Origin of the sequence: Mesorhizobium sp. J428, from assembly GCF_024699925.1 — a bacterium.
GTDB lineage: Bacteria > Pseudomonadota > Alphaproteobacteria > Rhizobiales > Rhizobiaceae > Mesorhizobium_A.
Genome location: NZ_JAJOMX010000005.1, coordinates 69,986 through 82,001 on the forward strand (window position 1 = coordinate 69,986; position 12,016 = coordinate 82,001).

General features: G+C 61.7%; 8 protein-coding genes, 1 pseudogene and 1 other annotated feature. Of the genes and pseudogenes, 4 read left to right on the forward strand and 5 right to left on the reverse strand.

Annotation, left to right across the window (positions count from 1 at the left end):
* The first annotated feature begins 112 nt into the window (after positions 1 to 112).
* The 4 genes and pseudogenes from LRS09_RS29230 to LRS09_RS29245 all read left to right on the forward strand — a co-directional run bounded on the left by LRS09_RS29230 (position 113) and on the right by LRS09_RS29245 (position 7,692).
* Positions 113 to 1,537, forward strand: coding sequence for an efflux RND transporter periplasmic adaptor subunit (locus LRS09_RS29230; RefSeq protein WP_257810828.1), 1,425 nt, complete (start codon positions 113 to 115; stop codon positions 1,535 to 1,537).
* Positions 1,534 to 4,725 (forward strand): efflux RND transporter permease subunit, encoded by a 3,192-nt coding sequence (locus LRS09_RS29235; protein ID WP_257810721.1) that lies wholly within the window; start codon positions 1,534 to 1,536, stop codon positions 4,723 to 4,725. The genes LRS09_RS29230 and LRS09_RS29235 overlap by 4 nt, the downstream gene beginning before the upstream one ends.
* Positions 4,726 to 5,230: 505 nt before the next feature.
* Positions 5,231 to 6,409, forward strand: a pseudogene (locus LRS09_RS29240) (DUF4158 domain-containing protein); the annotation flags it as partial.
* A 51-nt stretch (positions 6,410 to 6,460) separates the two neighbouring features.
* Positions 6,461 to 7,692, forward strand: a protein-coding gene (locus LRS09_RS29245) for an IS3 family transposase (protein WP_257804818.1) whose coding sequence is annotated in 2 segments (ribosomal slippage) — positions 6,461 to 6,752 and positions 6,752 to 7,692 — 1,233 coding nt in all. Because the reading frame shifts where the segments join, the coding sequence is not laid out codon by codon here.
* Positions 6,745 to 6,861, forward strand: a sequence feature (AL1L pseudoknot). It overlaps the preceding gene by 117 nt.
* A gap of 139 nt (positions 7,693 to 7,831) precedes the next feature.
* Here the strand turns inward: LRS09_RS29245 and LRS09_RS29250 are convergent.
* The 5 genes from LRS09_RS29250 to LRS09_RS29270 form a co-directional block, all read right to left on the reverse strand.
* Positions 7,832 to 8,569: an SMC-Scp complex subunit ScpB gene (locus tag LRS09_RS29250; protein ID WP_257810723.1), complete on the reverse strand. Its 738-nt coding sequence runs from the start codon at positions 8,567 to 8,569 to the stop codon at positions 7,832 to 7,834.
* A gap of 5 nt (positions 8,570 to 8,574) precedes the next feature.
* Positions 8,575 to 9,612: a DUF1403 family protein gene (locus LRS09_RS29255; RefSeq protein WP_257810725.1), complete on the reverse strand. Its 1,038-nt coding sequence runs from the start codon at positions 9,610 to 9,612 to the stop codon at positions 8,575 to 8,577.
* A 574-nt stretch (positions 9,613 to 10,186) separates the two neighbouring features.
* Positions 10,187 to 10,720, reverse strand: a complete 534-nt coding sequence (locus LRS09_RS29260) for a hypothetical protein (protein WP_203195501.1) — start codon at positions 10,718 to 10,720, stop codon at positions 10,187 to 10,189.
* Between the two features lie 21 nt (positions 10,721 to 10,741).
* Positions 10,742 to 11,299, reverse strand: coding sequence for a hypothetical protein (locus tag LRS09_RS29265; protein ID WP_257810726.1), 558 nt, complete (start codon positions 11,297 to 11,299; stop codon positions 10,742 to 10,744).
* Positions 11,296 to 11,925, reverse strand: a complete 630-nt coding sequence (locus tag LRS09_RS29270; RefSeq protein WP_203197004.1) for a recombinase family protein — start codon at positions 11,923 to 11,925, stop codon at positions 11,296 to 11,298. The genes LRS09_RS29265 and LRS09_RS29270 overlap by 4 nt, the downstream gene beginning before the upstream one ends.
* Between the last annotated feature and the right edge of the window lie 91 nt (positions 11,926 to 12,016).

Genomic DNA, 12,016 nt, shown 5'->3' on the forward strand with positions numbered 1-12,016 from the left:
CCGCTTCAAGGCTCAGATCTCGATGGCGGGCGGCTGGCGCCTGTCGCTCGGCGCCAAGGGCACAGGGCGAGACCGGCACGCTCGAAAACAAGCTCGTGTTCAAGGCCGTGCCATGAGCCGGGCGGGCCGGATTGGCCTCACCCTGGCCGCCGTTCTGGTGGCGGGGGCTGGAGGCTATTGGGCCGGGCACCGCGATCTCGCGCTGCCTGACCTTTCACGGCTTCGCGCCGTCCCTCGACTCGAGAGTGCCGATCCCGTGCAATCAGGGCCTGTCAGCTATTATCGCGATCCGGATGGCCAGCCCTTCTATTCCGCCGTGCCGAAGAAGACAGCCGACGGCCGGGACTTCCTCGCGGTCCGTGCCGACGAGGATGTGAGCTTCGAGGACAAGCCGGCGAACAAGGAGGTAGCAGCCGCACCCGCCACTGGTGGCGCGAAGCGCGTGCTGTACTATCGCAACCCGATGGGTTTGCCCGACACCTCGCCGACACCCAAGAAGGATTCGATGGGGATGGACTATATCCCCGTTTATGAGGGCGAGGGCGAGGATGGCTCTTCGGTCAAGGTCGCTCCGGGTAAGCTGCAGCGGACGGGCGTGAGGACAGAGGCCGCCGCCGAAAGGGTGATCGTCAATCCGGTGCGTGTGCCGGGAACGGTGCAACTCGACGAGCGGCGCGTGACCGTCGTCGCAACGCGCTCGGACGCCTTCATCAACACCGTCGCGAGCGTGACGACCGGCGATCGCATCGCCAAGGGCCAAGCCCTTCTTCAGCTCTATTCCCCCGAGATCGCAGCGGCCGGTGCCCTGTTCCTGACTGATCTCAACAGCGGCGGAAGAGATGGTGCTTTGGGCGGTGCCCGTCAAAGGCTTGAGAACTTTGGTGTGCCTCCGGAGGCCATCGCTGAAATAGAGCGGACGCGCAAAGTCCCACTCTCGATGACATGGCGGGCACCACGCGACGGCATCGTGCTTCAGCGGAACGCCGTGGAGGGCATGAAGGCCGCGCCCGGCGATGTTCTCTTTCGGCTCGCCGACATTTCGACAGTCTGGGTCGTGGCGGACGTGCCCGAATATCAGCTCGGTGTGGTCAAGGTCGGAGCGACCGCTACCATCCGGCTGCGCAGCCGGCCCGACCAGACCTTTTCGGGCCATGTGGCTCTGATCTATCCGCAGGTCGCGACGGACACCCGCACGACGAAGGTGCGCATCGAAATCCCGAATCCCGACGGCATCCTGCTGCCGGATATGTATGCCGATGTCGAGATTGCCAGCGGCAGCGGGCGACAGGTCGTGGCCGTACCCGACAATGCTGTGATTGACACCGGAAGCCGGCAGGTCGTCATCGTGGACAAGGGCGACGGCCGCTTCGAGCCGCGACAGGTTCAGGTCGGCCAGCAGGGCGGCGGCTTCACCGAAATCCGTTCCGGGATCGCGGCCGGCGACAAGATCGTCGTTGCGGCGAACTTCCTGATTGATGCGGAGAGCAATCTCAAGGCCGCGTTGAACGGCATGACGAGCGCGGAGGCGACGCCATGATCGCCCGGCTGATCGCGTGGTCCGCACGCAACCTCATCCTGATCTTCGTCGGCACAGCCTTTGCCGTCGCGGCTGGTCTCTACGCACTGAAGACGCTGCCGCTTGACGCCATCCCCGATCTCTCCGATGTGCAGGTCATCGTCTATACCGACTATCCCGGCCAGGCGCCGCAGGTGGTCGAAGACCAGGTCACCTATCCGTTGACGACGGCGATGTTGACCGTGCCGAAGTCCAAGGTCGTTCGCGGCTTCTCCTTCTTCGGCGTCTCCTTCGTCTATGTGATATTCGAGGACGGCACCGATCCTTATTGGGCAAGGAGCCGCGTTCTTGAATATCTCAACGCGGCGGCGCAACGCTTGCCACAGGGCGTGACGCCGGGGCTTGGGCCGGATGCGACCGGTGTTGGCTGGGTCTATCAATATGCCGTCGTTGCGAAGGAGATGACGCTTGCCGAACTGCGCTCGTTGCAGGATTGGGTCGTGCGTTACGGCGCCTCCAAGGCGGAAGGGGTCGCAGAGGTCGCAAGCGTCGGCGGTTTTGTGAAGCAGTATAATATCGTCGTCGATCCGCTGCGGCTGCGCGCCCAAGGCATTTCACTTGCGATGGTCCGCGACGCGGTGCGGGCCAGCAATCGCGACGTTGGCGGCCGCACGCTCGAGCTCTCTGAGTTCGAGTTCATGGTGCGGGGCCGCGGCTACATCAGGTCGCAGGCCGATATCGAGAACATCGTCCTCAAGAGTGCCCAGGGCGTGCCACTGCGACTGAGGGATGTCGCGCGCATCGAGATCGGGCCTGATGAACGACGTGGCATCACCGAACTTAACGGCGAGGGCGAAGTCGCGAGCGGGATCGTGCTGCAGCGCTTCGGCGCCAATGCGCTCACCGTGATCGACAATGTGAAGCTGCGTCTCGCCGACATCGCCGGCAGCCTGCCGAAGGGTGCAGAAATCGTGCCCGTTTACGATCGTTCGCACCTGATCGAGGCGGCGATCGAAACGCTCAAGGGCACGCTCGTCGAGGAAAGCATCATCGTCGCGCTTGTGTGCGTCGTCTTCCTGCTGCATCTCCGCAGCGCCCTCGTTGCTATCCTGATGCTGCCAGTCGGCATCCTGATCGCTTTCGCGGCCATGAGAGCGATCGGACTCGGCTCCAACATCATGAGCCTTGGCGGCATAGCGATCGCCGTCGGCGCGATGATCGACGCCGCGATCGTGATGATCGAGAACGCGCACAAGCATCTCGAGAGGGCCGAACCGGGCAAATCACGAGTCCAGATTTTGATCGTTGCGGCGAGCGAGGTCGGGCCGGCGCTGTTCTTCAGCCTGTTGATCATCACCGTCTCCTTCCTGCCGATCTTCACGTTGGAATCGCAGGAGGGCCGGCTGTTCGGCCCGCTCGCCTTCACCAAGACCTTCGCCATGGCAGCGGCGGCGCTCCTGTCGGTGACGCTGGTGCCGGCTCTGATGGTGGTCTTCGTGCGCGGACGGATCATCCCGGAGCACAAGAACCCGATCAATAGGTTCCTGATCTGGGTCTATCGACCGGTGATCCGGGGTGTGCTGCGGGCGAAAACGCTGACCATTCTCCTGGCGCTGGTCGTGCTCGGCATTTCCGTCTGGCCGGCGCGACAGCTCGGCTCCGAGTTCATGCCAAGCCTCAACGAAGGCACGTTGATGTACATGCCGACCACCTTGCCGGGTTTGTCGGTGACCAAGGCGGCGGAACTCCTGCAGATGCAGGACCGCATCATCAAGTCCTTCCCCGAAGTCGATTCCGTCTACGGCAAGGCCGGGCGCGCGGCGACGGCTACGGACCCGGCTCCGACCGAGATGTTCGAGACAATCATCAATCTGAAACCCAAGGAACAATGGCGGCCGGGCGTGACCATCGACAGCCTAAAGGCCGAGATGGACAAGGCGTTGCAGTTTCCTGGCGTGTCGAACGCCTGGACGATGCCGATCCGCGCCCGCATCGACATGTTGTCGACCGGCATCCGCACGCCCGTCGGCGTAAAGGTGTTCGGCACCGATCTCGCCGAAATGGAGAAGATCGCACGTCAGATCGAGGCGGCATTGAAAGCCGTACCGGGGACATCAAGCGCTTATGCGGAGCGCGTGATCGGCGGCTACTACCTCGACATCGTTCCGGATCGAGAGGCGCTCGGCCGCTATGGGCTTGCCGTCGGCGACGTTCAGGACGTCATCGCGACCGCACTCGGCGGCGAGACGGTGACGACGACGGTCGAAGGCCGTGAGCGCTACGGGGTCAACATTCGTTATCCACGTGATCTGCGCTCGAACCCCAGGGCGATCGAGACGGATGTCCAGGTGCCGCTGCCCGGCGGCGGTGCGGTGCCGCTCGGCGAAGTGGCCAAGGTCGAGCTCACGCGCGGCGCCACCTCGATCCGCACGGAGAACGGCCAGCTTGCGACCTACATCTTCGTTGACATCAGCGGTCGTGACCTCGGCGGCTATGTCGCCGATGCCCAAAGGGCCGTTGCGGAGCGGGTGACGCTGCCACCCGGCTATACCGTTGGGTGGAGCGGCCAGTTCGAATATCTGCAACGGGCCGAAGCACGCATGAAGATCGTCGTCCCGGTCACGCTACTCATCATCTTCCTGCTGCTCTATCTAAACTTCAAGGCGCTGACCGAGACGCTGATTGTCATGCTGTCCTTGCCGTTCGCGCTGGTCGGCGGGGTCTGGCTGATGTGGTGGCTCGGCTTCAACATGTCGGTCGCGGTCGCCGTTGGCTTCATCGCGCTCGCAGGCGTCGCCGCAGAAACCGGTGTGGTCATGCTCATATACCTCGAGCAAGCCATGGCTGAGCTGAAGGAGGAACGCGCCAAGCAGAAGCGGAGCTTCACCCGCGCTGATCTCTATGAGGCGATCATGCTCGGCGCAGTGGAGCGGGTTCGGCCGAAGATGATGACGGTCGTCGCCATTATGGCCGGTCTCGTTCCGATCCTGTGGAGCACGGGGACCGGGTCCGAGGTGATGCAACGCATCGCTGTGCCGATGATCGGCGGCATGATCTCGTCGACCCTTCTGACCCTGGTGGTGATCCCAGCCATCTACGGGCTGACCAAGGGCTGGCGGCTGCCAGCCACGTCTTCTGCGGATGTGACCAAGACAGAGTTCAAGTTGCCCCCCGTCAAGACGGCGCCGAATGAAAGCGGGCTGGCCTGACGAATGACATTATGGGCAGCGGCATGATGTAGGTGCATACGCCTCGTGGGCATCGCCGGGAGATTGCTCTCGTGATCGCAGCGCTCATCAAGTATCCGCTTTTCCGCTGACCAGCGCGAACAGTGGAGTGTTTTCGCCCTACTTCGAGGTCAGCTGAAGGTCGCAAGCATTGGCGACAGCTTGGTTGTGAAATTTCTGGCGGTATCTTTCGAATTATCATGGAACGCTGGTCGGCGAAGAATTGTCGCTGCATTGCGGCATGAGATTGCTCTCATCGGGCAGCTCAATTGCTTCTGGCGTTCCTCATGTCCAGGGCTGATTTCATACCTTCAGTGGGGTCGGAACAAGAACTGCTCAAAATCGTGCGCTAAGGGTGAACGGAGCAAGAACCCAAGCGCGATATCGGCCGTCTTGCACTTGATCTCTGTGGATAGCGTAGCCAAGGCTGATGTATGTGCCACCCAGTTTGACATCGTTCCATCGTGTATTGTGATGGAGTCGGCCGATGCGCAGACGGAAGCTTCTCAAAGATCAAGATCGGCAAGAACTTTTCAGCGTGCCGACCGATGATGACAGCCTCATCCGACACTATTCGCTGTCGTCGGCTGACAAGCTCGAGATTGGCCTTCGAAGGCGAGAACACAATCAGCTCGGCTTTGCTGTTCAGCTTTGCCTGATGCGCCACCCCGGCAGAGTGCTCGCAGCCGGAGAGACTCCGCCTCGCGCAATGCTAAAGTATGTTGCCGATCAGGTCGGCGCCGACCTCGGAACGTTCGCACTCTATGCGCGCCGTGAAGAAACCCGTCGCGACCATGCCGCGCGCTTGATGATGTATCTGGATACGAAGAGCGCAACGGGGGTGGACCGTCGAGCGGCGCTACTGGCTGCGATTCAGGCGGCAACGATATCCGACGACAGCGTCGGGATTGCGAAAGCCATCGCCGCGTCTTTTCGGGAACGCGGTTCTCTACTTCCGGTGACCGAGACCATTGAGAGAATAGGGCTCGCGGGCCGCTCGATTGCTCGTCGGCGGGCAGAGAGAGCGCTGATCGAAGAAATTTCCGTCGATACGCTTCAATCATTGGATAAGTTATTGGAGGTTGACCCGGCCATCGGCCAGACGCGCTTTCATTGGCTGCGATCGGCGCCAGAAGCGCCGGGTGCGTCCAACCTGGTCGGACTGACTGAACGGATTGCATTCCTTCGGACGCTGGAGATCGATCCGAAATTGCAGGCCCGCATATCATCGGGACGGTGGGAGCAAATGATCCGTGAGGGCAACGCCACGCCGGCATGGCTGGCCAACGACTTCAATGCGAGTCGCCGGCACGCTTTGATCGTGGCACAGGTCATCAAGCTCGGCCAGAAGCTCACCGACGATGCCGTGTCGATGTTTATCAAACTGATCGGTCGGCTGTTTTCGCAAGCCAGTAATCGCAAGAAGCAGCGACACATGGACTGCAGGCCGGATTCCGCCAAGGCGCTGCGCATGTTCCTCGACACAATCACAGCCCTGCAGTCCGCGAACGAATATGGCCGGAACGCATTGGAGGTACTCGATCAGGAAGTTGGGTGGCACCGGTTGCTTCGGATGAAGCCTGAGCTTGAGTCGATGGTCGAGGACAATGAGGCGTCGCCATTGACCTTAGCGGCCGAGCAATATGGGAGTGTCAACAAGTATGCCGTGAACCGCGCCGGGTTGATCGGAGGCTCCAATCCTTGAGAAGGTGGAGCCATGACAAGCAAGACAACGAACAGGTTTTCTCCCGAGGTCCGTGCCCGCGCGGTGCGGCTGGTTCTGGATCACGAAGGCGAGCACACCTCGCGGTGGGCGGCGGTGTCGTCGATCGCCGCCAAGATCGGCTGCACGGCGCAGACGTTGCATGAGTGGGTGAAGAAGGCCGAGCGCGATAGCGGCGTTCGCGCCGGTGTGCCTACGGATGTGGCGACGAAGCTCAAGGCTCTGGAACGCGAGAACCGCGAGCTTCGGCAAGCCAACGAGATCCTGCGCAAGGCGAGCGCGTATTTTGCCCAGGCGGAGCTCGACCGCCGGTTCAGGCCATGATCGCGTTCATCGACGATCATCGTGGGGCGCATGGGGTCGAGCCGATCTGCAAGGTGCTGCCGATTGCCCCGTCGACCTACCATGACCGTGTCGCCAAGCGCGTCGATCCCTCCCGGCTGTCGGTTCGGGCAAGACGGGATGCAGCCTTGAAGGATGAGGTTCGCCGCGTGTTCGAGGCTAACTTCCGCGTCTACGGCGTTCGCAAGGTCTGGCGCCAGTTGCAGCGCGAGGGCTTCGATGTTGCCCGCTGCACGGTTGCCCGCCTGATGAAGGCCATGGGTCTCGAAGGCATCATCCGCGGCAAGCCGCTCCGCACCACGGTGAGCGACAAGGCCGCACCTTGTCCGCTCGATCACGTCAATCGCCAGTTCCATGCCCCGGCACCGAACATGCTGTGGGTCTCCGACTTCACCTACGTCGCGACCTGGACCGGCTTCGTCTATGTCGCCTTTGTCATCGACACTTATGCGAGAAGGATCGTCGGCTGGCGGGTGAGCCGGACGGCGCATGCGAGCTTCGTCCTGGACGCTCTGGAACAGGCTCTCCACGATCGGCGGCCAATCCATCGCGGTGGGCTCGTGCACCATAGTGATAGAGGCAGCCAATACGTCAGCATTCGATACACCGAGCGCCTGGCGGAAGCCGGCGTCGAGCCGTCGGTCGGCAGCGTCGGCGACAGCTATGACAACGCTCTCGCCGAAACCATCAACGGTCTCTACAAGGCCGAGGTGATCCACCGACGCGGACCATGGCGCTCATTCGAGGCAGTCGAGTTCGCGACGTTGGAATGGGTGGACTGGTTCAACAATCGCCGGCTGCTGGAGCCCATCGGCAACATCCCGCCGGCGGAAGCCGAGGAACGCTACTACGCCATGCTGGTAGAACCAGCCATGGCCGCGTGACTCAAACGAAACGGCCTCCGGAAAACCCGGCGCGGTTCATCTCGTTACGATGTGTCGGTCCACTTCCAGCGCCTAACTACGAGGCCACCATACACAGACTTCGGTCGCTTGAACCCCGTGCGATACGGCGATGGCCCGTTCAACACCTTTGGTCCTCAACCGCGGCGCTCTCCAGTTCTTCCGCTTCCCTGTCGCCCCACCCACTCGCAAGCCCACTGGGAATGTCGCCGGCCAGCAGTTTCTCCTTAGACAACAACCCGGCATCCTCTAGGGCCTCGAAATCCGGCAGGTCGCGCAGCGTGTCGAGGCCGAACTCCAACAGAAATTCTTTGGTCGTGACGTAGGTGTATGGCGCGCCCGGCGACGGGCTACGCGGGCCCGAAGCGATCAGCTTCGCGCCGCGCAAATGGCCGATCAGGTCGCGCGAAACTTCCTTGCCGAAAAACGAAGACAGTTCTCCGCGCGTGATCGGCTGGAAGTAGGCGATGCACATCAGCACCAGCACGTCGGACTGCGTCAGGTTGGTTTTTGTCTCACCGCCGCCGACCGCCGCATGGATGGCATCGGCATAGGCTGGTCGCGTCAGGTGCTTCCAGCCGCCGGCGACGGCGACCAGGTCATAGGGCCGACCACGCAACTCCTCTCGAATATCGTCGATCAGCAGATCAATGCTGCAGCTTTTGCCGACGATCTTCGCCAGCGTCTCGCGGCCGACCGGCTCACTGGCGGCAAAAATGGTTGCCTCGACGCGATGCATCCATTCGCGCCAGCGCGCCTCCGGCGGCAGGTGATCCAGTTCGCGATCAAACAAATGGTCATTTGGCCGGCTGTCGCCTCCTTGCGGTCCTCCCCTTCTCCTACGTGCACTCTCTGCCATTGTCGTCACAGCCCGTAGATACGGAAGGTCGATCGGCCGGACAGCTCGCGCACGGCGCCGAGTTCGACCAGCCGGTCGAACAGCCGGCGCAGCCCACGGTCGCTCATGCCGGCGATCTTTTCGGATGCGACGATCGCGTCGTCGGACAGGAGCTTGTCGACGACAGCGTCCGCCGCCTTGGCCCTGAGTTTCGGCGCGACGCCGAGCAGCCGATCCGCGCGGCGCTCGAGCTCGGCGGAAAGGTCAATGGCGCGCAGCGCAGCGCGCGCCTGCGCGGCAAGCAGACTTTTGGCACGCTCAGGATGTGTCTCAGTGCTTGTGGCCGCAGAGATGGTTGTCGATCGACGCGGGCGAGCGCTTGTGCCCAACGTCGCCTCGGCGCCCAGCAGCGGTACCGTATGTGTCCAACCCAACCGTTGCGCCAGCAGGGCGTCGGCGAGCCAGGCTCCCAGAACGCGCCCAAAGCCGTGGCGTTCGGCGGCCATGAATGTGCCGGTCAGCGTTGCGACCATTCCGATGCTCGCGGAAAGCTGTCGAAGATCATATGCCAGTTCACCGACCACCTCGTCATCCGGGGCGTAGCCGAACTGTTCCAAGACAGCGGCGAGGTTTTTCTCCGTCAGCATCTTCTCCGCAGGCGAGCTGGCCAGCCGGCGCCAGGCAAGCAGCATCGATCCGGCGGGGCCGACGGACAAAAAATCGCCCGGGCGTGTGAGCAGCACGGCGTCGCGCAGCGCATTTTCATCCTCGACACGCCCCGCCTGCCGCGCTGTTACCGCGGCCGCCGCAAGCGCCAGCCGCTGCCGCCAAGCGCCGGCCCATTTTTCCTGCCGGCGGACCACCGTATCGAGCGCGCCGATGGCAGCGCCGGCGGCGAGCGCGAGATCCTCAAGGGCATTTAGCCCTACCCCGTTTCCGGCAAGGCTTTGCGCATCGGGGACGGCGCGCCGCAGCCATGTCGGGACGAGGACCGCCGATGGGGCAGTTGTCGCTCCAAGGAGCGAACCTGGGTGGCGGGAAAGAGATTTGGATCGCAGAATCATAACAAAGAGGATGAATCACGACGGCGCTTTTGGCAATCGACTTGCACTAAATGCGCCGCACCTGTCGCGTGACGAAAAGGAATGATAATCTTGCATTATCATTCGTTCTGTGAAACCCTTGGAAAATGGCCTCTGTGGCTCGCTTTTCATCGCCGGACGGCCTCCTTTAGGCGTCAGATCGACGAGAATTCGCGTTCATTGAGCGAACCGGGTTTGCGGCCAATTCCCGGACCCCGACCCGGGATGGCCTCACTCGTCGAGCAGAATGCCAAAATTCGCGTCAATCGTGCCTGCGATCGAAATCTCGCGCGCCATAGTGAGATTCCCCGAGCATGATTGTGAGACTGGCTGAATCGGAATTCGTGAGACTGCGCAACACGGCACGTAGTCTCACGATATCTGAATCGCCTGCGCATCGCAGCGCGGCTGGGGTGGCAGTCTCACCCCGGGCGCCGCCGCCGCGTTTTCGGCAAGCAGGGGTCGGCTCCGGCTGAGGGCGGAATCCTACGTTAAGGGTTTTATCAATGTCCTACGTTTAGCGGCGGCTTCAGGGACCAGATTGCTCACCAATTGCTCACCCGAGCCGATTAATTCGCTCAGCCATGGCTTTGAGGGCGCTTTGCACGATGAGTTGGCTTTGGGGAGCAACGTCTGAAGAGCGAAACAACTCGACCAGGCGCTGCAAATCCGCGCCCCATTGCCGTTTCAGGCTGTCGAGTTGGTCGACGTGACGGGCGAAGTCACCGCAATCCACGGCAGACTGGAAGGCACGTTCGAGATCGGCCGCACTGGCCATCAATGCAGCCAAGCTCCGCTTCAGCTTCTCGGGAAGTTCAGGCAGATCGCGGTAGGGGTGCGTTCCCGCCTCGATCATTTGCTGATTTCTCTCGGACATGGACTCCATCATATCCGCATAGCGATAGAAGCCCGGATAGCGCTGACACAGGTTCGACAGCACCTTGTCCGAAGCCGTGTCGTAAATCTGCTGAAGACCCTGCATATAGCCAAGCATATGATGGACGACCGCCGCTCCTTGAATGCCCTGCTTTTCCAGTTGTCGCATTCGCAGATCGATGGCGGCGGCGATCCGATGGTTTTCTTGTGACATGGAATAGCTTTCTGAATAGGGCTAGAGATTGGTCAGGTCTTCCGGGAACTGACCGCCTCTCTGGACGAATTGGCTCCAGGTTTCCTCGCCACGTTTCGAGACGACCCGGTGTGCAGGATCATCGTCATCAGCCTCAAGCAGGCCAAGACGTACGAGCGGTGCGACCGTCTTGTCACCGAATTGCTTTTCATAGGTGTGCCCGGGCACGACAAGCATCCATCCCGATGTTCCGCGTTCGGTGATGGCAGGGACAAGGCGTCCGCCTCGGGCGGGCCTGTCGCCGCGCGAAAGCGTGAACAGGCAGATGCTCCAGAACGCGTTTCTTGGACGTGGCGGTATCAACGCCCAATCCATTGGCCCGTTGTCTGGATATTCGATTATGGGAGCGGGCCTGTTTTCGCCGCCGTTGATGCCTTCCCGGTAGGCCCTCTCAAGCGCATTGGCGATTGCGCCCGCCGTATCGACGGACAGACCGTATTTTCGATTGTAGCGGTCTTTCGCAACGATTTCCCGGGCAATTTCCCTGAAGCGCGCCTTGCGATACGGATCGGGCTGAGGCAGTCTTACTGGCTTGGTCATAATGCGGTCTCCACCTGTGGAGCCTCAGAAGACTTGCGGCGCTTGACGATCTCCGCGACGGTATTCTTGCTGATGCCGAGATCGCGAGCGATCCATCGGTAGCTGCGACCTTCGGCGCTCAACGCAATGACCTTCGGTGCGAGCCGATCGGATTTAGGACGTTGTCCAGATTGTCGGCCGAGTTTCTTACCGCGTGCCTTTGCTGCGGCCAGGCCTGATTTCACGCGCTCGCTCAGAAGATCGCGCTCGAACTGAGCGATGCCGGCGAGCAGGGTCGCCATCATGCGGCCGTGCGGTGTGTCGAGTTCGAAGGTCATGCCGCTCATGGCGACAACCGAGACCTTCCAGCCGGCCAGTTTGTCGAGTGTGTTCAGCAGGTCTTGTGTGGAACGGCCCCAACGCGACAGTTCCGTCACGAGGACGGCATCGATTTGCCTGGCCTGGGCCAGATCGATGATCCGGTTGCGGGCAGTCCGGTTTGCCGATGCTCCGGAGGCGGTTTCCTTGAAGACGCCGAGGACTTCATAGTCGCCGCGCTCCGCGAACGCGGTCAGTTCATCGACCTGCCGCTCACAGGACTGGTCGGCGGTCGAAACGCGGCAGTAGATGGCGGCGCGCTGTCCCAATAGAACCCCTTTGGATTTTGCCCTTGCAAGCCGTTGATTTTGCTGGTCCGATTTTTGTCCAAAACAGACTAATGTTCAAGAGGGACGATTG

Excerpts from the sequence above, each read along its gene's own strand:
- LRS09_RS29230 (WP_257810828.1), top strand. The coding sequence starts at position 113 with ATGAGCCGGGCGGGCCGGATTGGCCTCACCCTGGCCGCCGTTCTGGTG.
- LRS09_RS29235 (WP_257810721.1), top strand. The coding sequence starts at position 1,534 with ATGATCGCCCGGCTGATCGCGTGGTCCGCACGCAACCTCATCCTGATC.
- LRS09_RS29250 (WP_257810723.1), bottom strand. The coding sequence starts at position 8,569 with ATGGCAGAGAGTGCACGTAGGAGAAGGGGAGGACCGCAAGGAGGCGAC.
- LRS09_RS29255 (WP_257810725.1), bottom strand. The coding sequence starts at position 9,612 with ATGATTCTGCGATCCAAATCTCTTTCCCGCCACCCAGGTTCGCTCCTT.
- LRS09_RS29260 (WP_203195501.1), bottom strand. The coding sequence starts at position 10,720 with ATGTCACAAGAAAACCATCGGATCGCCGCCGCCATCGATCTGCGAATG.
- LRS09_RS29265 (WP_257810726.1), bottom strand. The coding sequence starts at position 11,299 with ATGACCAAGCCAGTAAGACTGCCTCAGCCCGATCCGTATCGCAAGGCG.